Here is a 20,329-nt window from a genome sequence, read left to right as displayed (position 1 = left end):
ATGCCGCAGCCCAACGTGAGCACGTGGGAGACCCCGGTGTTCGATCAGAGCCGGGCCGAGGCCGCTGTTCGTGAACTGCTGCTGGCAGTAGGGGAGGACCCCGACCGGCACGGTCTGCAGGACACCCCGGCGCGGGTCGCGCGGGCCTTCCGAGAGATGTTCGCCGGGCTGTACACCGATCCGGACGCGGTGTTGAACACCACCTTCGACGAGCAACACGACGAGCTCGTGCTCGTCAAGGACATCCCGATGTACTCGACCTGCGAACACCACCTGGTGGCGTTCCACGGTGTCGCGCACGTCGGCTACATCCCCGGCGAGGACGGGCGGGTGACCGGACTGTCGAAGCTGGCCCGGGTGGTCGACCTCTACGCCAAGCGCCCGCAGGTGCAGGAACGGCTGACCACCCAGATCGCCGACGCCGTGATGCGCAAGCTGAAGCCCCGCGGGGTGATCGTCGTGGTCGAGGCCGAGCACCTGTGCATGGCGATGCGCGGGGTGCGCAAGCCGGGTGCCAGCACGACGACATCGGCGGTCCGCGGGCAGTTCAAGACCGACAATGCATCGCGATCCGAGGCGCTGGATCTCATCTTGCGTAAATGACGCAATCACACGGACCGCGCACCCTGGTGATGGGAGTTGTCAACGTCACCGACGACTCCTTCTCCGACGGCGGACGCTATCTCGACCCGGCCCGCGCCGTCGAACAGGGATTGGCCCTGGCCGCCCAAGGTGCGTCCATCATCGACGTCGGCGGTGAGTCCACCCGTCCCGGCGCGGTGCGCGTGGACGCCGCGGTGGAATCCGCCCGCGTCATACCCGTCATCAAAGAGCTTGCCGCCCAAGGGATCACGGTGAGCATCGACACCATGCACGCAGCTGTCGCGGCCGCGGCCCTGGACAACGGCGCGAGCATCGTCAACGACGTCTCCGGCGGCAAGGCCGATCCGGTGATGGCGCCGCTGGTGGCCGAGGCCAAGGTGCCCTGGGTGTTGATGCACTGGCGCTCGGTGCGGGCCGAGCATCCCCACGATGTGCCGGACTACGGCGACGTGGTGGCCGAGGTGCGCGACGATCTGCTGGCCGGTGTCGATGCTGCCGTCGCCGCGGGCGTGGACCAGGCGAACCTGATCATCGACCCGGGTCTGGGATTCGCCAAGACTGCCCAGCACAACTGGGCGCTGCTGCACGCGTTGCCGGAGTTCGTCGCGACCGGGATCCCAGTGCTGGTCGGCGCGTCCCGCAAGCGGTTCCTCGGCGCGCTGCTCGCCGACGCCGACGGCACCGTCCGACCGCCGGACGGGCGCGAGACCGCCACCGCGGTGATCTCGGCGCTGGCCGCAGTCCACGGCGCCTGGGGTGTCCGGGTGCATGACGTGCGCGCCAGTGTGGACGCGCTCAAAGTGGTTGGAGCATGGGCAGGCGGGCGGGAACAAGCAGGTGCAGATGGCTGACCGGATCGAGCTGCGGGGCCTGACGGTCCGCGGTAACCACGGCGTCTTCGATCACGAGCGCCGGGATGGACAGGACTTCATCGTCGACATCACCGTATGGATCGACCTGGCCGACGCGGCCGCCAGCGACGACCTGGCCGACACCTTCGACTACGGAACGCTGGCCCAGCGTGCGGCGGAGATCGTCGGCGGCCCGGCGCGCAATCTGATCGAGACGGTGGCCGGCGAGATCGCCGACGACGTGATGAACGACCGGCGGGTGCATGCCGTCGAGGTGGTGGTGCACAAGCCGAACGCGCCGATCCCGTTGACGTTCACCGACGTTGCGGTGGTCGCGCGGCGGTCCCGTCGCAGCGGACGCGGCCAGATCGTTCCCCTCGGCGGTGAGCTGTGACGCGCGTCGTGCTGTCGATCGGCTCCAATCTCGGTGACCGGGTGGCGCGGCTGCAGGCCGCCGTCGACGGGCTCGGCGACATGGTGCGCGCGCTGTCACCGGTCTACGAAACCGATGCCTGGGGTGGGGTCGAGCAGGGACCGTTCCTCAACGCGGTGGTGGTCGCCGACGACCCCGAGGCCGACGGTCACGAATGGTTGCGGCGCGCACAGGCTTTGGAGAACGCCAACGACCGCGTCCGCGAGCAGAAGTGGGGACCGCGCACCCTCGACGTGGACCTGGTCACCTGTCATGACGGCGACACCGAGGTCTTCTCCCGCGACGAGGGCCTGACGCTGCCGCATCCGCTCGCCCACCTGCGGGCCTTCGTGATGGTGCCGTGGCTGGCCGTCGACCCCGATGCCGAACTCACCGTGGCCGGCGAGAGCCAGCGGGTCGACCGGCTGCTGGCCGAGCTCGACGCGGTCGACCGCGACGGAGTGCGCCTGACCCCTCTCGTGCTTCGGCTGGGTGCTTGATGGGGCCGACACGTAAACGCGATCTGGCGGTCGCGGCCGTCGGGGTCGCGATCCTGGCGTACCTGCTGGTGCACATCCTGTACCGCTACTTTCCGCCGATTACGCTGTTCACCGGGCTCTCGCTGCTGGCCGTCGCCGCGATCGAGGGTGCCTGGGCCGTGTCGGTGCGGGCCAAGATCCGCGACGGGCAAATCGGGGTCGGCGGTGGCCGGGTGCACCCGCTCACCGTGGCGCGCAGCGTGGTGGTGGCCAAGGCGTCGACGTGGGTCGGTGCGGTGATGTTGGGGTGGTGGGTCGGGGTGCTGGCCTACCTGCTGCCCCGCCGGACCGAGCTGCGGGTGGCCGGTGCGGACACCCCGGGTGCGGTGGTGGCCGCGTTCAGTGCGCTGGCGCTCGTCGTCGCGGCGTTGTGGCTGCAACATTGCTGCCGATCGCCCGGCGACCCGACCGACGATCCGGACGCCGCCCGGGAGTAGTGGTCAAACGGCGAATCGCCGCAGCTCGACGACACGCGCACGGACATCGCGCGGGTACAGTCAGCCCATGACCGTTCTGTCCCGCGGCGCCAAGAATCGGCGCGGCGGCCGCAGGCCGGGTTGGCTGCTCTTGACGGTGTTGCTGGTCCTTGCCATTGCGGCCAGTTCCGCGTTGGTGTTCACCACCCGCGTCGAGCTGCTGAAGCTGGCGGTCATTCTGTCGTTGTGGGCGGCGGTGATCGGGGCATTCGTCTCCGTGATGTATCGCAGGCAGAGCGATATCGATGCCGCCAGGGCGCGCGACCTGAAGCTGGTCTACGACCTGCAACTCGACCGGGAGATCTCGGCCCGGCGCGAATACGAACTCAGCGTCGAATCGCATCTGCGCCGGGAGCTGGCCTCCGAGCTGCGGGCGCAGGCCGCCGACGAGGTCGCCGCGCTGCGCGCGGAACTGGCGGCGCTGCGGGCAAACCTGGAGATGATGTTCGACGCCGACCTCGGTGACCAGCCGGCGCTCGAGGGTGATCGGGCCGCCGACTGGACCCGCGACACGACGACCATGCCGCCGGTGCCCGGGCGTGTCGAGAGCAGCCGGATCACCCCGGTCCGGCCGGAGGACACCGCCGGCCGTACCGCCGAGAACCCGATCATCGACGTTCCCGAAGAGCCGCTGGTCTCGTCGCCGCCGGAGCAGCCGGAGCCATCTGCGCCGCCGTCGCCGCGGCGCCGTCGCCGGGCCGAGCCGGAGCCCGAGCCGGTTGGTTCGCACCGGCGGCCGTGGGAAAACGGCGGGCAGAACGCCGGGCCTGCCGAGCCGGAGCGACCGTTTGCGCCACCCCCGCCGCTACCCGACCCCGATGTGGCCGCTGCGGCAGCCGCACTGGCTCCGGAGCCGGCCCAGTCCGAGCCGCCGCGCCGGGCGCCCGAGGGCGCGGAGTGGCGACCGGTGGAAGCCGACGGTCGCTGGCTGCCGCCAGGCTCGCCGGGCAGTAACTGGGTTGCCAACGCCGACAACGGTTTCGTCGTACCCTCGGGCGCGGCGCAGGGCTCACCCGTCGACGGGCCGCGCGGTCGGCACTGGACCCCGCCTCAGGAGTCGGCGCCCAGCGAGCAGCCCCGGCCGGAACCGCAGCCGGAGCAACGGCCCGAACCCGTGATGCAGCCGCCGCCGGAACCCGCCGCTCCGCGGTCGCGCCATTCCGTCGAAAGCCCCGGCCAGCCCGCCATGACGACTCCACCCCCGCCCGCCCGGCACCGCGGGACCGAGGAGGAGCCGCGCCGCAGGGCTCGGGACGCCGAGCAGACCGGTGGCCAGTCGGTCGCCGACCTGCTGGCTCGGCTGCAGGCCAACGCCGCGCCCGGGGAGGGCGGCCGGCGGCGTCGACGCGACGATTAGGTCGCGAATCGGGGCGAGTTAGAGTTGTGTCGACCGTCCGGTACCTGGCATAGGACTGGAACGAACAACTCATTGACGTCAGCGAGGTCGTCTACGTGGGGACCCCCAGCGGCTTGCGCCCGGCCCGGCTCAAGGTCGGCATCGTGTCGGCCGGCCGTGTCGGCACCGCCCTCGGCGTCGCGCTCGAGCGTGCCGAGCATGTGGTGGTCGCCTGCAGCGCGATCTCGACGGCGTCGCGTCGGCTTGCCGAACGGCGCCTGCCCGACACCGAGATCCTGCCGGTGCCGGACGTCGCAGACCGGGCCGAGTTGCTGCTGCTGACGGTCCCGGATTCCGAGCTGCCCGGCCTGGTGCGGGGGCTGGCGGCGACGGGTGCGGTACGCCGCGGCACCATCGTCGTGCACACCTCGGGCGCGAACGGCGTCGCCATACTGGCGCCGCTGGCCGAACAGGGTTGCGTCGCGCTGGCGATTCACCCGGCGATGACGTTCACCGGTGCCGACGAGGACATCGCCCGCCTTTCCGACAGCTGCTTCGGCGTCACCGCCGCCGACGAGATCGGCTTTGCCATCGCCCAGTCGCTGGTGCTGGAGATCGGCGGTGAGCCGTTCGGGGTGCGCGAGGATGCCCGCACGCTCTATCACGCCGCCCTGGCTCACGCCAGCAATCACCTGGTCACGGTGGTCGCCGATGCGCTGGACGCGTTGCGAGCGGCGGTATCCGGCCAGGAGCTGCTCGGACAGGAACTGGTCGGCGACGCGCCGGGTGGGCTGGCGGAGCGGATCGTCGGCCCGCTGGCCCGTGCGGCGCTGGAGAACACGTTGCAACGTGGGCAGGCGGCACTGACGGGGCCGGTTGCCCGCGGTGACGCGGCAGCCGTCGCCGGTCACCTGGCTGCCCTCGACGCGGTGAATCCCGACCTGGCCCAGTCATATTGCGCGAATTCACTGCGCACCGCCCAGCGCGCGCACGCCCCCGAGGAGGTTGTTGAGGTGTTGGCCAACTGGTCAGATCAAGGGCGGCGGCCATGACGGCGCCGAAATTCGCTGCGGGGCAACTCAACCTGTACCAGACGCCCCAGGCCGTATCCGATGTCACGCGTGCGCTGCGCCACACCGGCCGCCGGGTGATGTTGGTGCCGACGATGGGCGCGCTGCACGACGGCCATCTGTCGCTGGTGCGCGCAGCCAAGAAAGTGCCGGGCGCGGTTGTCGTGGTGTCGATCTTCGTCAACCCCTTGCAGTTCGGCGCCGGCGAAGATCTCGACGCCTATCCGCGCACGCTGGATTCCGATCTCGAGCTGTTGCGTGGCGAAGATGTCGAGGTGGTGTTCGCTCCGAGCGCGTCGGCGATGTATCCCGACGGCCCGCGGACCACGGTGCATCCCGGTCCGTTGGGCGGCGAGCTCGAAGGCGCCTCTCGGCCAGGGCATTTCGCCGGAATGTTGACGGTGGTGTTGAAGTTGCTGCAGATCGTGCGGCCGGACCGGGCGTTCTTCGGTGAGAAGGATTACCAGCAGCTCGTCTTGATCCGCCAGATGGTCGACGACCTCAACGTCGATGTCCGGGTGGTCGGTGTACCCATCGTCCGCGAGGCCGACGGACTGGCCATGTCCTCGCGCAATCGTTACCTCGATTCCGAGGAGCGCGAACAGGCTTGCGCACTGTCCTCGGCCCTGTTGGCCGGCATGTGGGCCGCGGCCGGCGGCGCCGATGCCGCGCTGGACGCCGCCCGGGCGGTGCTCGACGAGGTGCCTGCCATCAAGGTCGACTACCTGGAACTGCGGGGGCCGTGGCTGGATCCGGCGCCGCCGTACGGCCCCGCGCGGCTGCTGGTCGCCGCCCGCCTGGGCAGCACCCGGCTGCTGGACAACATCGCCGTAGACCTGTCCACCGACACCGCCCCGCCCGGCGTCGGCGGCAACGGCGATCACCCCGAAATCACCTGGAGAAATTGATGTTCCGCACGATGCTGAAGTCGAAGATCCACCGCGCGACCGTCACCCACGCCGACCTCCACTACGTCGGTTCGGTGACCGTCGACGCCGATCTGATGGACGCCGCCGACCTGCTCGAAGGTGAACAGGTGACCATCGTCGACATCGACAACGGTGCGCGGCTGGAGACCTACGTCATCACCGGGCAGCGCGGCACCGGGGTGATCGGAATCAACGGTGCCGCAGCGCATCTGGTACATCCCGGCGATCTGGTGATCCTGATCGCCTACGGCGTGATGAGCGACGCCGAGGCGCGGGAGTGCCGGCCTCGAGTCGTGTTCGTCGACGCCGACAACCGGCAGATCGATCTCGGTGACGACCCGGCCCGCGTGCCGGACGACGTCACCGGCCTGCTGTCGCCACGGACGGTGAGCTGACCGTGCTGCTGGCGATCGACGTCCGCAACACCCACACCGTCGTCGGGTTGATGTCCGGATCCGGCGATCATGCGAAAGTCGTGCAGCACTGGCGAATTCGCACCGAGCCGGAAGTGACCGCCGACGAACTCGCACTCACCATCGAGGGATTGATCGGCGACGACTCCGAACGCCTGACCGGTGCAACCGGCCTGTCCACCGTGCCCTCGGTGATGTACGAGGTGCGGCTCATGCTCGAGCAGTACTGGTCCGCCGTGCCGCATGTGCTGATCGAACCTGGCGTGCGCACCGGCATTCCGCTGCTGGTGGACAACCCCAAAGAGGTCGGCGCCGACCGGATCGTGAACTGCCTGGCCGCCTACGCCAAGTTCTCCTCCGCCGCGATCGTGGTGGACTTCGGATCCTCGATCTGTGTGGACGTCGTCTCGGCCAAGGGCGAATTCCTGGGTGGCGCAATCGCTCCCGGTGTCCAGGTGTCCTCGGACGCGGCGGCTGCACGGTCTGCGGCGTTGCGTCGCGTCGAGCTCACCAGGCCGCGGTCGGTGGTCGGCAAGAACACCGTGGAATGCATGCAGGCCGGCGCGATGTTCGGCTTCGCGGGCCTGGTCGACGGCCTGGTGAACCGGATCCGCGAGGATGTCGACGGCTTCGCCGGCTCCGACGTGGCGGTTGTCGCGACCGGTCACACCGCCCCGTTGATGCTGCCCGACCTGCACACCGTGCAGCACTACGATCAGCACCTCACCCTCGACGGCCTGCGGATGGTCTACGAACGCAACCGCGACAATCAGCGCCGGATCAAATCGGCCCGCTAGAAGAACGTTCGCACCAGATCGACCACCCGGCCGTGCTCGTCGAGCACCGGGATCAGCTGCCATTTGTCGAACACCGTGCACGGGTGTGACACCCCGAACTCGATCCAGCTGCCCACCTCGACGACGTCCTCGGCGGCCGGCGACAGCCGCAGGAACGCGTGCTGGTCGTTGAGCGCAACGACCTCACAGCCGGTCAAGGAGGACCAGTGGCCATCGAGTCGAAGTCGTTGCGGCACAGGAAGATCTGCGTCGAACGACACGTCGCGACGGCCCATCGTCAACAACGCCAGGCCCGGCTCGGGCCGTGAACACACCTGAGCCCACATGTGCATCGCCGGTACGAACCCGCCCGGCTCCGCACCCGGCCTGGTCAGCGGTGAGGTCCGCAGATAGAGCCCGTCGTCGTTGGTCAGATACACCCCGCTGCGCAGGATCGTGCGCCACGGGCCGGTCAGCGTCTCGGCGACCAGGTCGAAATGCGTACTGCCGCCGGCAGTCACGATGACGTCGGGCCCCGAGCACATGGGTGCCAGCCGGGTCGACACCGCACGAACCCAGTCGAGGTAGGCCCGGACCCGGCCCACACCGGCGGCGGACACGTCGTGGCCCAGGGCGGCCTCGTAACCGGCCACCCCGACCAGTCGAAGCCGCGGACTGGCGACCGCCGCGGCGGCCACCGCATCTGCGGTCGCGTCGTCGCGGCAGCCGGTGCGAGTGCCCGTCGCGCCCAGCTCGACACAGACATCGACCGGGCGCCGCGTGCCCGCCGCCTGCAACGCCGCTGTCATCAGCGCCACCCCACGCGTGGAATCGACCCAGCAGATCAGCCGGAACTCGGGATCGGCGTCGAGCTCGGCGGCCAGCCACGCCAGGGCTGCGGCGTCCACCAGTTCGTTGGCCAGCACCACCTCGCGCACTCCGAACGCGCGGTAGGTCCGCACCTGGCTGATCGTCGCGGCGGTCACCGCGCAGGCGCCGGCTGCGAACTGCCGGGCCAGCAGCTGCGGCGCCATGTGGGTTTTCCCGTGCGGTGCCAGCTCGGCCCCGTGCCTTGCACACCAGCCCGCCATCGTGGCCAGGTTGTGTCGCAGTGCCTCCTCGGAGAGCGCGCACACCGGGCCCAGCGGTCCGGCGTCGGCAAGATCGGGCGCCTCGGCACAGATCTGCGCCACGGTCCGCCCCGACCAGGTGGCCGGCAGCCCCTTGAACCGCCAGTCCACGCGTTCGCCCGCCAGGGCTGCCACCGCGGCCGCGTTTATGAGGGACCCCATGACCTCATTTAAGCTGGCACGTCGTGAGCTCTGCTGATACTCCGGATACCGACCACGCGGACTCCGACGTCCCCGAGCAGTTCCGGATTCGCCAGGGCAAGCGCGAGGCCCTGTTGGCCGAAGGGAAAGATCCCTACCCCGTCTCGGTGCCGCGAACTCATTCGCTGGCCCAGATCAGGGCCGCGTATCCCGACCTGGAAGCCGACTCCGCCACCGGCGACATCGTCGGCGTCACCGGTCGGGTCGTGTTCGCCAGGAACTCGGGCAAGTTGTGCTTCGCCACCCTGCAGGAAGGCGACGGCACCCAACTGCAGGCCATGATCAGCCTGGCCGGCGTCGGTGCGGACGCGCTCGAAGCCTGGAAGACCGAGGTGGATCTCGGCGACATCGTGTTCGTGCACGGCGAGGTGATCAGTTCCCGCCGCGGCGAACTCTCGGTGCTGGCCGATGCCTGGCAGATGGCCAGCAAGGCATTGCGTCCGCTGCCCGTCGCCCATAAAGAGATGAGCGAGGAGTCGCGCGTTCGGCAGCGGTACGTCGACCTGATCGTGCGCCCGCAGGCCCGAACCGTGGCCCGGCAACGCATCGCCGTGGTCCGTGCGCTGCGCAATGCGCTGGATCGTCGTGGGTTCCTCGAAGTCGAGACACCGATGCTGCAGACGCTGGCCGGTGGTGCGGCGGCGCGGCCGTTCGTCACCCACTCGAACGCGCTCGACGCCGACCTGTATCTGCGGATCGCGCCGGAGTTGTTCCTCAAGCGATGCGTGGTCGGCGGTCTGGAGAAGGTTTTCGAGCTCAATCGGAACTTCCGAAACGAAGGCGCGGATTCGACGCATTCGCCGGAATTCTCGATGCTCGAGACTTATCAAGCATGGGGTACGTATGACGATTCGGCGATCGTCACCCGTGAAGTTATTCAGGAAGTTGCGGATGAGGCGATCGGCACGCGGCAAGTGCCATTGCCGGACGGCACAATCTATGACCTCGACGGTGAATGGCCGTCGCTGGAAATGTACCCGTCGTTGTCTGAAGCCCTCGGTGAAGAGATCACCCCGGACACTTCGCTGGAATATCTCCTCACTATTGCCGACCGGCTCGAGGTGGAGATCCCGCGGGATCGCGGCTACGGGCACGGCAAGGTGATCGAAGAACTGTGGGAGCACACCGTCGGGGACACATTGTGGGCCCCGACATTCGTCAAGGATTTCCCGGTCGAGACCACACCGTTGACGCGTCAGCACCGCAGCATCCCCGGCGTCACGGAGAAGTGGGATCTGTACGTGCGCGGGTTCGAGTTGGCCACCGGCTATTCCGAGCTGGTCGACCCGATCGTGCAGCGCGAGCGCTTTGAGGCCCAAGCCAGGGCGGCGGCAGCGGGCGACGACGAGGCGATGGCACTCGACGAGGATTTCCTGGCGGCAATGGAGTATGCGATGCCCCCGACCACGGGAACCGGAATGGGCGTCGATCGTCTGCTGATGGCGCTCACCGGCTTGTCAATTCGGGAAACTGTTTTGTTCCCGATTGTTCGCCGACATGGCTGAGGTGCGCTTATCCGAGCTACGTTGAATGATGTGGGCCGCTGTGGCACATTGGTTCACATGGGGAAGACGCTCGACTATGGGTTGTTGAGCGCAGGCAGAAGGATTCAGTGAGGCAATGGCCAAAAAGGTGACCGTGACGCTCGTCGACGATTTCGACGGTGCGGGCGCAGCCGATGAAACGGTCGAATTCGCGCTCGATGGCGTGAGCTATGAGATCGATCTTTCTTCAAAAAATGCTCAGAAACTGCGTAACGATCTCAAGCAGTGGGTCGAGGCCAGCCGTCGGGTGGGCGGCCGTCGCCGCGGGCGTTCGGGCCCGGCCGGCCGTGGCCGCGCGAGCATCGATCGGGAGCAGAGCGCCGCGATCCGGGAATGGGCGCGCCGCAATGGCCACAAGGTGTCGACGCGGGGACGCATCCCGGCCGACATCATCGACGCCTTCCACGCCGCAACCTAGGGATCAGCTAACCCGCTCGTCCCTCGCCGCGACGGAGGTGCCGGTTGGCGTTCGCTCGCGGCGAAGCGGATGCCGGTGATTGCCGGAAACGATTCGCAGCTCCGCCGCGTTGGTGTGCTAGGTCCGCACCGCTAGGGACGCGGTAAGGGTGACAAGGGAGGACGCCTCCCCGAACCGCCCATTAGAGTGGACGACAGGTACGTGGTGACTACCGCTGTACCTAATCGTGATGGAGAGCAGGTAACCGAGGATGTTCGAGAGATTCACCGACCGTGCCCGCAGGGTCGTCGTCCTGGCTCAAGAAGAAGCCCGGATGCTCAACCACAACTACATCGGCACCGAGCACATCCTGCTGGGACTTATTCATGAGGGTGAAGGCGTAGCCGCCAAGTCACTGGAGTCGCTGGGCATCTCGCTCGAAGGTGTCCGCAGCCAGGTCGAGGAGATCATCGGTCAGGGCCAGCAGGCCCCGTCCGGGCACATCCCCTTCACCCCGCGCGCCAAGAAGGTTCTCGAGCTGAGCCTGCGTGAGGCGCTGCAACTCGGCCACAACTACATCGGCACCGAGCACATTCTGCTCGGCCTGATCCGTGAGGGCGAGGGCGTCGCAGCCCAGGTGCTCGTGAAGCTCGGCGCCGAACTGACCCGGGTGCGCCAGCAGGTCATTCAGCTGCTGAGCGGCTACCAGGGCAAGGAGACCGCGGAAGCGGGCACCGGCGGCCGTGGCGGCGAGTCCGGCAACCCGTCGACGTCGCTGGTCCTCGACCAGTTCGGCCGCAACCTCACCGCGGCCGCGATGGAGGGCAAGCTCGACCCGGTCATCGGCCGCGAGAAGGAAATCGAGCGGGTGATGCAGGTGCTGAGCCGGCGCACCAAGAACAACCCGGTGCTGATCGGCGAGCCCGGCGTCGGCAAGACCGCGGTGGTCGAGGGTCTGGCCCAGGCGATCGTGCACGGCGAGGTTCCCGAGACGCTCAAGGACAAGCAGCTTTACACCCTCGACCTCGGGTCGCTGGTGGCCGGCAGCCGTTACCGCGGTGATTTCGAGGAGCGCCTCAAGAAGGTGCTCAAGGAGATCAACACCCGCGGCGACATCATCCTGTTCATCGACGAGCTGCACACGCTGGTCGGTGCGGGTGCCGCCGAAGGTGCCATCGACGCGGCGTCGATCCTCAAGCCGAAGCTGGCTCGAGGCGAGCTGCAGACGATCGGTGCGACCACGCTCGACGAGTACCGCAAGTACATCGAGAAGGACGCCGCCCTGGAGCGCCGGTTCCAGCCGGTCCAGGTGGGTGAGCCGACGGTGGCGCACACCATCGAGATCCTGAAGGGTCTGCGCGACCGGTACGAGGCCCACCACCGGGTGTCGATCACCGACGCCGCAATGGTCGCGGCGGCCACCCTGGCCGACCGCTACATCAACGACCGGTTCCTGCCGGACAAGGCGATCGACCTGATCGACGAGGCCGGCGCGCGCATGCGCATCCGCCGGATGACCGCGCCGCCAGACCTGCGTGAGTTCGACGAGAAGATCGCCGACGCCCGCCGGGAGAAGGAATCCGCGATCGACGCGCAGGACTTCGAGAAGGCCGCGAATCTGCGGGACCGCGAGAAGCAGCTGGTCGCTCAGCGCGCCGAGCGTGAAAAGCAGTGGCGCTCAGGCGATCTCGATGTTGTCGCCGAGGTCGACGATGAGCAGATCGCCGAGGTGCTGGGTAACTGGACCGGCATCCCGGTGTTCAAGCTGACCGAGGAGGAGACCACTCGGCTGCTGCGCATGGAGGACGAGCTGCACAAGCGGATCATCGGCCAGGAGGACGCGGTCCGCGCGGTCAGCAAGGCCATCCGGCGTACCCGCGCCGGCCTGAAGGATCCCAAGCGCCCGTCCGGCTCGTTCATCTTCGCCGGCCCGTCCGGTGTCGGTAAGACCGAGCTGTCCAAGGCGCTGGCGGAGTTCCTGTTCGGCGACGACGACGCACTCATCCAGATCGACATGGGCGAGTTCCACGACCGCTTCACCGCGTCGCGGTTGTTCGGTGCCCCGCCCGGATACGTCGGTTACGAGGAGGGTGGCCAGCTCACCGAGAAGGTGCGGCGCAAGCCGTTCTCGGTGGTGCTGTTCGACGAGATCGAGAAGGCCCACCAGGAGATCTACAACACCCTGTTGCAGGTCCTCGAGGACGGACGTCTCACCGACGGCCAGGGCCGCACGGTCGACTTCAAGAACACCGTGCTGATCTTCACCTCGAACCTGGGCACCTCCGACATCAGCAAGGCGGTCGGCCTCGGCTTCACGCAGGGTGGCGGTGAGAACAACTACGAGCGGATGAAGCAGAAGGTCAACGACGAGCTGAAGAAGCACTTCCGTCCGGAGTTCCTCAACCGCATCGACGACATCATCGTCTTCCACCAGCTGACGCAGGACGAGATCATCGAGATGGTCGACCTGATGGTGGGCCGGGTGTCCAAGCAGCTCAAGACCAAGGACATGACGATGGAGCTGACCGACAAGGCCAAGTCCTTGTTGGCCAAGCGCGGCTTCGACCCGGTCCTGGGTGCCCGGCCGCTGCGCCGGACCATCCAGCGCGAGATCGAGGACGCCCTCTCGGAGAAGATCCTCTTCGAAGAGGTCGGCCCCGGTCAGATGGTCACCGTCGACGTGGAGAACTGGGACGGCGAAGGCGCCGGCGAGGACGCGAAGTTCACCTTCGTCGGTGGACCCAAGCGCACCGAGGCCGAGCCCGATCTGGCCAGCGCAGGCACCGCCAGCGAATAAGCACCAGCGAATAAGGCCCCCGACAGTCTCGGGGGCCTTTTTCGTATCCGCGATGAATTGTTTTCGTCCGCATCGATTCGCCCACGTGCGACCGCTACCCTCTGCTCATGCTTGTGGTTACCACCAACGACATCCCCGGCTGGGAGATCCAGCGGGTGTGCGGCGAGGTCTTCGGTCTCACCGTGCGATCGCGCAACGCCTTCTCCCAGATGGGCGCGGGCTTCAAGAGCATGTTCGGCGGTGAGCTGCAGGGCATGACCAAGAATCTCGCCGAGAGCCGCAACGAGGCTATGAATCGCCTGATGACCGAGGCCCGGACTCGCGGCGGCAACGCGATCATCGGAATGCGTTTCGACACCACCGAACTCGGCGATGTCTGGACCGAAATCTGCGCCTACGGCACCGCGGTGCAGGCGGTCCCGGTCACCGATGCCGCCAAGTACACCGCGCAGCAGCTGGGTTACGGCGCCAGCTGAACCCACGGCGGTATAGCATCCTCGGTGTAAGAGACGAGTCGAGGAATCTGGTGAAATTCCAGAACGGTCGCGCCACTGTTGAAAGTCAGACCCGAGGCCCGTCATGGTTCGCATTGGGACGCGTAGCTCCCTGGAAGGACACCGAATGACTACTCCGCAGACAACGGGCCGCTCGCGCGCCGTCGATCTCTCGGCCGCCAAAGCTGTCGTCTGGCTGTCGCTGACCGCCTTCTTCGCGCTGGTGGTGTTGTACTTCGTCGGTGTCGACCAAGGCGCCACCTCGGTGTTCGGCGACAACATGTACATCCACGAATTCGTGCATGACGCCCGCCACCTGCTCGGCTTCCCCTGCCACTGAGCCGGCGGGAATCACTGTAAAAACAATGGAAAAGTCAATAATCTGGCGCGGCATTCTGGCCGGCGCCCTCGCAGGCGTGTTCGGATTCGTCTGGTCCAAGATCTTCATCGAGCCGATCGTCGGCCGGGCCATCGAATTCGAGGACGGCACCACCGCGGCGCATGAAGCCATGGAGGCGGCGTCCGCGCACGGGCATGGGCACAGCCATGAGGGCGGCGAGCTGTTCACCCGGACGGTGCAGTCCAACATCGGCATGGGGCTGGGCGTGCTGCTCTTCAGCGTGGCGCTAGGTGCGTTGTTCGCCGTCGTGTTCTGCGTGGCCTACAGCCGCATCGACGCCGTGTCGGCCCGCAAGCTGGCGGTGCTGACCGCGGGCGCGATGCTCATCTCGCTGTGGGTGGTGCCGGCACTGAAGTATCCGCCCAGCCCGCCGGCCACCAGCCTCGACGAGACCATCAAGCAGCGCGCGCTGCTCTACGTGTTGATGGTGGCGCTGTCCGCGCTGTTCATGGTCGCCGCGGTCTACCTGGCCTTCCAGCTCACCCCGAAGCTGGGTGCCTGGAACGCCACGCTGGCCGCGGGCGGGGCGTACATCGTCGCGGTCGCAATCCTGATGCTCGTGCTGCCGACCATCGACGAGATACCCGGCCCGATGGTGAACGAGGCCGGGACGATTGTGTTTCCGGGCTTCCCGGCGACGGATCTGTATGAGTTCCGGCTGTACGCGCTGGGCACCCAGGTGATTGTCTGGACGACGATCGGTCTGGCCGGTGCGGCGATGCTGCACCGGCTGCTCGACAGCAAGCAGCAGGAACCCATTACGGCGTGAGCGACGCTTGCGGAGCGAACCATAGGCGGACACGCCGCTACCTCGCTTGCGAGGGAGCGGCGTGAGCGAGGTCGTCCGGCTGACCCTGGTGTCACACGCCATGACCGATGCCATGGCAGCCGGACGATTTCCGCTCGACGAAGAGCTCAACGCCATCGGCCGACGGCAGCTGGCCGGGGTTGATGTCGGTGCCGCCGATCTGGTGCTCTCCGGGCCGGAACTTCGTGCGCTCCAGAGCGCGGAAGCGCTCGGCCTGACACCTGCGGTTGATCCGCGGCTGGCCGACCTGGGGTGCGGTTCCTGGGGCGGCCGCAGCCTCGAACAGGTGCAGCCGGGTGAGCTCACGCAGTGGCTGACCGACCCTGAAAGCCGCCCGCACAACGGCGAATCGGTCGTCGAGCTGATCGAGCGGGTGCGCGGCTGGCTGGTCGACATCGCCCGCACACCGGGTCGCGTTGTCGCGTTCACCCACCCCGCAGTGGTTCGCGCGGCGATCCTCAGCGTGCTCGACGCACCGCCAAAGTCGTTCTGGCGCATCGATATCGCGCCGGCCAGCAGCACCGCCCTGCATCACCGAGGATCGGTGTGGACGCTGCGCTCAGCGGTAGCGGGGCAGTAACCCGAACACCTGCTTGATGATCATCATCGCCCAGCCGCCCGCGTTCGCGCTGTGGAAACGGGGCCAGTTGAACTGGAAGCTGACCACCCAGGCCTGGCCCGTTCGGTCCACCGCATACCAGCTGAATGTCATCTCGCCGGGCAGGTTTCCGGCCTTGGCGGCGATGTAGGGCCACTCGGCGGGGTCGAGGTCGATGCCCGCGGCTTCGGACATCACGTCCTTGACCGGAGCCGCGCGACCGACGGCATTGTGCTGCAGGGCGGCGTGCACGCGGCAGATGTCCTCGGCGTTGCCGTACCACTCCACGCCGTAGGTCGAGGCCGGCGTGTGGGAGCGCATCGGATCAGGCTCGTACGGGCGGGAATCCGCGTCGTGCAACAGGTTTCCCCGATTCGCCGGCACGGTTGTCTTCCACTGCTCACGCACATCGGGATTGCCCCAGCCGATCGCGAACAGTTCCCGCATGGTCGGGAACGGCGTCATGCTCGCGGGGTCGTGGTGCCCTGCGGCGACCAGGGCCTCTTCGATGGCACGGGTGCCCACCCGTGCGATCAGCAGATCGGTGGCCATGTTGTCGCTCGTCGAGATCATCTTGCCCGCGGCCTCGCGGACGGTGATCTGCGATCCGGGCGGAAGCTTGTCGAAGCCCGATGAACCGAGCTTCTTCACTTCAGCGGTGATCGTCAGCTTGTCGTCCCAGTTCACCGTGCCTGTAGCGACGGCAGTTTCGACCGCGTACAACACGTATGTCTTGAAAATCGAAGCCAGCGGCAGGGATTCAGAGGTGTTGGTGCCCGCGACCTTCTCGCAGCGGCCGTCGTCGACCTTGGACACCTGCCACGAGTAGCGGGCGCCGGTGCGGCTCAGTGCGGTGTCGACGTCCTGCCACGAGTCGATCTTCGGTTTCTCGGTGGTGACGACGAACCGGCTGACGAAGGTGTCGTCGCCGATGCGCAGGTCGATGTCCTGGCGGGCGCCGTAGGAGGTCAGCATGTGCAGGGTGGCGACGTTGGCGCCGACCTCGACGCCGGCCAGGGTGTAGGGCCGGTCCCACCACAGCGAGTCCATGGTGTGGGCGACCGGGTCCACCAGCTCCGGGGTGGCCAGCGTCTTGACGCTCTCATTGCCGATCGGCCAGTCCGAGTTCAGCATGTCCATGACCTGCTTGGCTCGCACTCCTTGCGGGGTGTTGAGGTCGATGCGAACGCCCGCGCCGGCATTGGCGGACGGCGCGGGTGGCGATGTGCAGCTGGTTGCCAGGGCGGCCGCGGACGCGATCACGGTGGCGACTGCCACCGCGCGCCGGCACCCCCGGCGTGCGCTACGCCTTCGAGCCGGTCCCGGCAACGTCCAACACAACCTCGAACTCGAGCAGATGGGCACCCTTGGCCACCGGGTTGGCGCGCTCGCCGGCATGCGCGTGGATCGCCGGCCCGCTCGCCCAGGCCTGGAACGCCTCCTCGGACTCCCATGTGGTCACCACGAAGTAGCGGTCCTCACCCTTGACGGGTCGCAGCAATTGGAACCCGAGGAAGCCCGGCTGGTTGTCCACGGCGTGAGCGCGGTTGGCGAAACGCTTCTCCAGCTCTGGACCGGCACCCGGCGGAATCTCGATTGCGTTGATCTTCACAACGGACATGGCGCAAGGCTACCGCGCCCGCCCGGGCCGGTGACCGACCGCGCAAGATGAACCGGTGAGCACTGAGCTGCTGACCTATCGGGGTGGAAACGGGCGGCCCGTGGTGTTGGTGCACGGCTTGATGGGCCGGGGCACCACGTGGTCGCGGCAGGTGCCGTGGCTGGCCCGGTTCGGGTCGGTACACACCTACGACGCACCGTGGCACCGCGGCCGTGAGGTCGAGGATGGCGAACCGGTCAGCACCGAACGGTTCGTGACCGACCTCGGTGACGCGCTGGCAAGCCTCGACGGCCCCGCGGTACTCGTCGGGCACTCGATGGGTGGTCTGCATTCCTGGTGCTTGGCCGCGCAGCGTCCCGATCTGGTGCGCGCGCTGGTGGTCGAGGACATGGCGCCGGACTTCGTCGGCCGCACCACCGGCCCGTGGGAGCCGTGGGTGCATGCCTTGCCGGTTGAGTACTCCACGGAGCAGCAGGTCTTCGACGAGTTCGGGCCGGTCGCCGGGCGCTACTTCCTCGAAGCCTTCGACCGAACGGCGACCGGCTGGCGGCTGCACGGCCAGCCGGCTCGCTGGATCGAGATTGCGGCGGAGTGGGGGACTCGGGACTACTGGCGGCAGTGGCAGGCGGTCCGGGCGCCGGTGTTGCTGATCGAGGCGGGTGACTCGGTGGCGCCGCCCGGGCAGATGCGGCGAATGGCCGAGCTGGCCGGGCCGTCGGCTCGCTACGTCCACGTCGACGGGGCAGGCCACCTCGTTCACGACGACGCCCCGGACCGGTACCGGGACGCCGTCGAGTCGTTCCTAGCGGCGCTCCCCGAGGACACCTGACGACGGCCAGGTCGGATGGTGTTCGAACCGGGTCCGCACGGCGTCGAGGTCGTGGCTGATCCGGCGCAGGTCGGCATCGTCGGCGAACAGCGGACCGACCATCGGTGCCCACACCCGGAATTGATCGGCGTGCAGATGAAGTTTCTTGAGGATGGCGGCGAAAATGTTCATGGCAGTAATGCTTCGGGGAAAAAGATCCCGCCAACAGTGGCAGTACTGACCCGGTGAGATAAAATTCTGCCATGCCTTTGAAGAGTGTCTCGGCGCTGGTCTTGGACAACGTCGCCGTCTTCGAGTTCGGCGTGGTGTGCGAGGTCTTCGGCATCGACCGGGCGGCAGACGGTGTGCCCAACTTCGATTTCAAGGTGTGCGGCCCGCAAGCGGGCAAGCCACTGCGCACCAGTGTCGGCGCGGCGCTGGTGCCCGACCACGGCCTCGATGCCCTGATAGGCGCCGACGTGGTGGCGGTGTCGGCGGTCACCGGCCCGGTCGAGGCGTACCCGCCGGAAGCGCTAGAAGCCCTGCGGGCCGCCCACGCGGCCGGGTCGACGATCCTGACCGTCTGTTCCGGCGCATTCGTGGCGGGTGAGGCGGGCCTGCTCGACGGGCGGCACTGCACCACGCACTGGATGCACGCCGACGACCTCGCGCAGCGCTATCCCACCGCGATCATCGACCGCAACGTGCTGTTCGTCGACGACGGCGACCTGGTGACCAGTGCCGGCACCGCCGCCGGTATCGACGCGTGCCTGCACCTGGTCCGCCGCGAACTCGGCAGCGCGGTCACCAACATCATCGCCCGGCGAATGGTGGTGCCACCGCAGCGCGATGGCGGACAGCGTCAGTACATCGAGCAACCCATTCCCGCGCGATGTTCGGAAGGGTTTGCGCCGCAATTGGATTGGATCCTGTCCAATCTCGACAAGCCGCACACGGTCACGAGCATGGCTCGCCGGGCCAACATGTCGGCGCGAACGTTCGCGCGGCGCTTCGTCGAGGAGGCCGGCACCACGCCCATGCAGTGGGTCACCGATCAGCGGGTGCTCTACGCCCGCCGGATGCTGGAGGAGACCGATCTGGACATCGACCGCATCGCCGAGCGGGCGGGATTCGGCAATGCCACGCTGCTACGCCACCACTTCCGCCGAATCGTCGGCGTCACCCCGTCGGACTACCGTCGCCGGTTCGCCCGCTCGGCCTAGTCCGCCTCGCCGCACAACGCGAAGCGGCCGTCGGCGGTCTGCTCCACCAGGCCGTCCACCAGAAGCGAGTCCAGTGCGCGGTCGCGCTGTGCGGTATCGGTCAGCCACACCACGTCAAGCTGATCGCGCGATACCGGAGAAGTGCTGGCGCGCAACACATCCAGCAACTTGCCGCGCACCTGCCGGTCGGTCCCGGCAAACCGCTGGGCAGGCCGTGGTGCGGTGGCTGCCGGCGGGTGCCCGGCGGCCCGCCAGGCGCACACGCTCAGCGGACACACCCCGCATTTGGGCGAGCGCGCCGTGCACACCGTCGCACCGAGTTCCATCAGCGCCGCCGAGAACACCGGAGCCGTCTCGTCATCGGGCATCAGCGCCAGGACGTCGCCCATATCTCTTGTGGTGGAGGGGTTTCCGGCATCGGCAAGACCGTGGATCGCTCGCGCTACGACCCGTCGCACGTTGGTGTCCACCACCGGCACGCTCTGTTGGTAGGCGAAACAGGCCACCGCGCGGGCGGTGTATGAGCCGACACCGGGCAGGGTCAACAACACCTCGACGTCGTCGGGCACCCGGTCATCGTGTTCGGTGGCGATCACGGTCGCGCATTCGTGCAGGCGCTTGGCTCGCCGCGGATATCCGAGCTTGCCCCAGGCGCGAAGCACGTCCGCGGCGCTGGCTGCCGCCGTCGCCGAGGGGGTCGGCCAGCGCGCCACCCAGTCGAGCCAGATCGGTGCCACCCGCGCGACCGGAGTCTGCTGCAGCATGAATTCGCTGACCAGGATTTGCCATGCCGTCACATCGGGATTGCGCCACGGCAGATCGCGCCGGGCGTGCCCGTACCAGACGACGAGCTCGTCACAAATGGAACTCATATCGTTTCGAGGTGAGAGACAAGGCAGAATG

At 67.8% G+C, this 20,329-nt stretch carries 24 protein-coding genes; 19 read left to right on the top strand and 5 right to left on the bottom strand.

Going from position 1 to position 20,329, the window contains the following annotated elements:
- The 10 genes from folE to D3H54_RS26180 all read left to right on the top strand — a co-directional run bounded on the left by folE (position 1) and on the right by D3H54_RS26180 (position 7,426).
- Positions 1–603: a GTP cyclohydrolase I FolE gene (gene folE, locus D3H54_RS26225; protein ID WP_149382530.1), complete on the top strand. Its 603-nt coding sequence runs from the start codon at positions 1–3 to the stop codon at positions 601–603.
- Complete coding sequence (gene folP / locus D3H54_RS26220) at positions 600–1,454, top strand: dihydropteroate synthase (protein ID WP_168214973.1); 855 nt, start codon at positions 600–602, stop codon at positions 1,452–1,454. The genes folE and folP overlap by 4 nt, the downstream gene beginning before the upstream one ends.
- A complete protein-coding gene (folB, locus tag D3H54_RS26215; protein WP_149382528.1) occupies positions 1,447–1,848 on the top strand; it encodes a dihydroneopterin aldolase in 402 nt (133 codons plus the stop codon). The genes folP and folB overlap by 8 nt, the downstream gene beginning before the upstream one ends.
- A complete protein-coding gene (folK, locus tag D3H54_RS26210) occupies positions 1,845–2,366 on the top strand; it encodes a 2-amino-4-hydroxy-6-hydroxymethyldihydropteridine diphosphokinase (RefSeq protein ID WP_149382527.1) in 522 nt (173 codons plus the stop codon). The genes folB and folK overlap by 4 nt, the downstream gene beginning before the upstream one ends.
- Positions 2,366–2,842 carry a DUF3180 domain-containing protein gene (locus D3H54_RS26205; protein WP_149382525.1) on the top strand — a complete coding sequence of 159 codons (477 nt, stop codon included), beginning with the start codon at positions 2,366–2,368 and terminating at the stop codon, positions 2,840–2,842. The genes folK and D3H54_RS26205 overlap by 1 nt, the downstream gene beginning before the upstream one ends.
- A gap of 67 nt (positions 2,843–2,909) precedes the next feature.
- Positions 2,910–4,238 (top strand): DUF6779 domain-containing protein, encoded by a 1,329-nt coding sequence (locus D3H54_RS26200; protein ID WP_149382523.1) that lies wholly within the window; start codon positions 2,910–2,912, stop codon positions 4,236–4,238.
- A 95-nt stretch (positions 4,239–4,333) separates the two neighbouring features.
- Entirely contained in the window at positions 4,334–5,269 is a 936-nt protein-coding gene (locus D3H54_RS26195; RefSeq protein WP_149382521.1) for a Rossmann-like and DUF2520 domain-containing protein, read from the top strand.
- Complete coding sequence (gene panC / locus D3H54_RS26190) at positions 5,266–6,195, top strand: pantoate--beta-alanine ligase (protein WP_149382519.1); 930 nt, start codon at positions 5,266–5,268, stop codon at positions 6,193–6,195. Before D3H54_RS26195 ends, panC begins: the two co-directional genes overlap by 4 nt.
- Positions 6,195–6,611 (top strand): aspartate 1-decarboxylase, encoded by a 417-nt coding sequence (gene panD / locus D3H54_RS26185; RefSeq protein WP_149382517.1) that lies wholly within the window; start codon positions 6,195–6,197, stop codon positions 6,609–6,611. Before panC ends, panD begins: the two co-directional genes overlap by 1 nt.
- 2 nt (positions 6,612–6,613) lie before the next feature.
- Positions 6,614–7,426 carry a type III pantothenate kinase gene (locus D3H54_RS26180; protein WP_149382514.1) on the top strand — a complete coding sequence of 271 codons (813 nt, stop codon included), beginning with the start codon at positions 6,614–6,616 and terminating at the stop codon, positions 7,424–7,426.
- Here the strand turns inward: D3H54_RS26180 and D3H54_RS26175 are convergent.
- Positions 7,423–8,697 carry an alanine racemase gene (locus tag D3H54_RS26175; RefSeq protein ID WP_149382512.1) on the bottom strand — a complete coding sequence of 425 codons (1,275 nt, stop codon included), beginning with the start codon at positions 8,695–8,697 and terminating at the stop codon, positions 7,423–7,425. The genes D3H54_RS26180 and D3H54_RS26175 overlap by 4 nt on opposite strands.
- A 23-nt stretch (positions 8,698–8,720) precedes the next feature.
- On the opposite strand from D3H54_RS26175, the gene lysS reads away from it, so the two are divergent.
- The 7 genes from lysS (at position 8,721) to D3H54_RS26140 (ending at position 15,756) form a co-directional block, all read left to right on the top strand.
- A complete protein-coding gene (gene lysS, locus D3H54_RS26170; protein ID WP_149382510.1) occupies positions 8,721–10,241 on the top strand; it encodes a lysine--tRNA ligase in 1,521 nt (506 codons plus the stop codon).
- 115 nt (positions 10,242–10,356) lie between these two features.
- Entirely contained in the window at positions 10,357–10,698 is a 342-nt protein-coding gene (gene lsr2 / locus D3H54_RS26165; RefSeq protein WP_036341782.1) for a histone-like nucleoid-structuring protein Lsr2, read from the top strand.
- A 250-nt stretch (positions 10,699–10,948) separates the two neighbouring features.
- On the top strand, positions 10,949–13,474 hold the full coding sequence (gene clpC1 / locus D3H54_RS26160) for an ATP-dependent protease ATP-binding subunit ClpC (protein WP_149382508.1): 2,526 nt from the start codon (positions 10,949–10,951) through the stop codon (positions 13,472–13,474).
- A 107-nt stretch (positions 13,475–13,581) separates the two neighbouring features.
- On the top strand, positions 13,582–13,950 hold the full coding sequence (locus D3H54_RS26155; RefSeq protein WP_083118904.1) for a YbjQ family protein: 369 nt from the start codon (positions 13,582–13,584) through the stop codon (positions 13,948–13,950).
- Between the two features lie 145 nt (positions 13,951–14,095).
- Positions 14,096–14,308: a CbtB domain-containing protein gene (locus tag D3H54_RS26150; RefSeq protein WP_036341779.1), complete on the top strand. Its 213-nt coding sequence runs from the start codon at positions 14,096–14,098 to the stop codon at positions 14,306–14,308.
- Positions 14,309–14,333: 25 nt separating this feature from the next.
- The gene (locus tag D3H54_RS26145; protein ID WP_149382507.1) at positions 14,334–15,137 is read left to right on the top strand and encodes a CbtA family protein; all 804 of its coding nucleotides are present in this window, start codon (positions 14,334–14,336) and stop codon (positions 15,135–15,137) included.
- Positions 15,138–15,198: 61 nt separating this feature from the next.
- Positions 15,199–15,756 carry a histidine phosphatase family protein gene (locus D3H54_RS26140; protein WP_149382505.1) on the top strand — a complete coding sequence of 186 codons (558 nt, stop codon included), beginning with the start codon at positions 15,199–15,201 and terminating at the stop codon, positions 15,754–15,756.
- Here D3H54_RS26140 and D3H54_RS26135 read toward each other — a convergent pair.
- Complete coding sequence (locus D3H54_RS26135; RefSeq protein WP_432246412.1) at positions 15,736–17,103, bottom strand: serine hydrolase; 1,368 nt, start codon at positions 17,101–17,103, stop codon at positions 15,736–15,738. The two genes, D3H54_RS26140 and D3H54_RS26135, sit on opposite strands and share 21 nt — an antisense overlap.
- Complete coding sequence (gene mhuD, locus D3H54_RS26130) at positions 17,078–17,395, bottom strand: mycobilin-forming heme oxygenase MhuD (RefSeq protein WP_036341775.1); 318 nt, start codon at positions 17,393–17,395, stop codon at positions 17,078–17,080. Before mhuD ends, D3H54_RS26135 begins: the two co-directional genes overlap by 26 nt.
- A 55-nt stretch (positions 17,396–17,450) precedes the next feature.
- On the opposite strand from mhuD, the gene D3H54_RS26125 reads away from it, so the two are divergent.
- Entirely contained in the window at positions 17,451–18,224 is a 774-nt protein-coding gene (locus tag D3H54_RS26125; protein WP_149382501.1) for an alpha/beta fold hydrolase, read from the top strand.
- Here D3H54_RS26125 and D3H54_RS26120 read toward each other — a convergent pair.
- The gene (locus D3H54_RS26120) at positions 18,198–18,395 is read right to left on the bottom strand and encodes a hypothetical protein (RefSeq protein ID WP_149382498.1); all 198 of its coding nucleotides are present in this window, start codon (positions 18,393–18,395) and stop codon (positions 18,198–18,200) included. The genes D3H54_RS26125 and D3H54_RS26120 overlap by 27 nt on opposite strands.
- A 71-nt stretch (positions 18,396–18,466) precedes the next feature.
- Between D3H54_RS26120 and D3H54_RS26115 the strand changes: the two genes are divergently transcribed.
- Positions 18,467–19,426, top strand: a complete 960-nt coding sequence (locus D3H54_RS26115; RefSeq protein WP_149382496.1) for a GlxA family transcriptional regulator — start codon at positions 18,467–18,469, stop codon at positions 19,424–19,426.
- Here D3H54_RS26115 and D3H54_RS26110 read toward each other — a convergent pair.
- Positions 19,423–20,298: an iron-sulfur binding domain-containing protein gene (locus D3H54_RS26110; protein WP_149382494.1), complete on the bottom strand. Its 876-nt coding sequence runs from the start codon at positions 20,296–20,298 to the stop codon at positions 19,423–19,425. The genes D3H54_RS26115 and D3H54_RS26110 overlap by 4 nt on opposite strands.
- Positions 20,299–20,329: the final 31 nt, after the last annotated feature.

It is taken from the genome of Mycobacterium sp. ELW1 (assembly GCF_008329905.1).
Lineage (GTDB): Bacteria > Actinomycetota > Actinomycetes > Mycobacteriales > Mycobacteriaceae > Mycobacterium.
The sequence above is the reverse complement of the archived record's forward strand: the minus strand, read 5'-3'. Positions and strand labels throughout refer to the sequence as shown.

Coding starts and splice junctions, on each gene's coding strand:
- D3H54_RS26120 (WP_149382498.1), bottom strand. CDS start 18,395: ATGAACATTTTCGCCGCCATCCTCAAGAAACTTCATCTGCACGCCGAT.
- D3H54_RS26110 (WP_149382494.1), bottom strand. CDS start 20,298: ATGAGTTCCATTTGTGACGAGCTCGTCGTCTGGTACGGGCACGCCCGG.
- D3H54_RS26150 (WP_036341779.1), top strand. CDS start 14,096: ATGACTACTCCGCAGACAACGGGCCGCTCGCGCGCCGTCGATCTCTCG.
- folB (WP_149382528.1), top strand. CDS start 1,447: ATGGCTGACCGGATCGAGCTGCGGGGCCTGACGGTCCGCGGTAACCAC.
- panC (WP_149382519.1), top strand. CDS start 5,266: ATGACGGCGCCGAAATTCGCTGCGGGGCAACTCAACCTGTACCAGACG.
- D3H54_RS26115 (WP_149382496.1), top strand. CDS start 18,467: ATGCCTTTGAAGAGTGTCTCGGCGCTGGTCTTGGACAACGTCGCCGTC.
- D3H54_RS26145 (WP_149382507.1), top strand. CDS start 14,334: ATGGAAAAGTCAATAATCTGGCGCGGCATTCTGGCCGGCGCCCTCGCA.
- folE (WP_149382530.1), top strand. CDS start 1: ATGCCGCAGCCCAACGTGAGCACGTGGGAGACCCCGGTGTTCGATCAG.
- lsr2 (WP_036341782.1), top strand. CDS start 10,357: ATGGCCAAAAAGGTGACCGTGACGCTCGTCGACGATTTCGACGGTGCG.
- D3H54_RS26200 (WP_149382523.1), top strand. CDS start 2,910: ATGACCGTTCTGTCCCGCGGCGCCAAGAATCGGCGCGGCGGCCGCAGG.
- D3H54_RS26155 (WP_083118904.1), top strand. CDS start 13,582: ATGCTTGTGGTTACCACCAACGACATCCCCGGCTGGGAGATCCAGCGG.
- D3H54_RS26175 (WP_149382512.1), bottom strand. CDS start 8,697: ATGGGGTCCCTCATAAACGCGGCCGCGGTGGCAGCCCTGGCGGGCGAA.
- panD (WP_149382517.1), top strand. CDS start 6,195: ATGTTCCGCACGATGCTGAAGTCGAAGATCCACCGCGCGACCGTCACC.
- folP (WP_168214973.1), top strand. CDS start 600: ATGACGCAATCACACGGACCGCGCACCCTGGTGATGGGAGTTGTCAAC.
- clpC1 (WP_149382508.1), top strand. CDS start 10,949: ATGTTCGAGAGATTCACCGACCGTGCCCGCAGGGTCGTCGTCCTGGCT.
- mhuD (WP_036341775.1), bottom strand. CDS start 17,395: ATGTCCGTTGTGAAGATCAACGCAATCGAGATTCCGCCGGGTGCCGGT.
- D3H54_RS26205 (WP_149382525.1), top strand. CDS start 2,366: ATGGGGCCGACACGTAAACGCGATCTGGCGGTCGCGGCCGTCGGGGTC.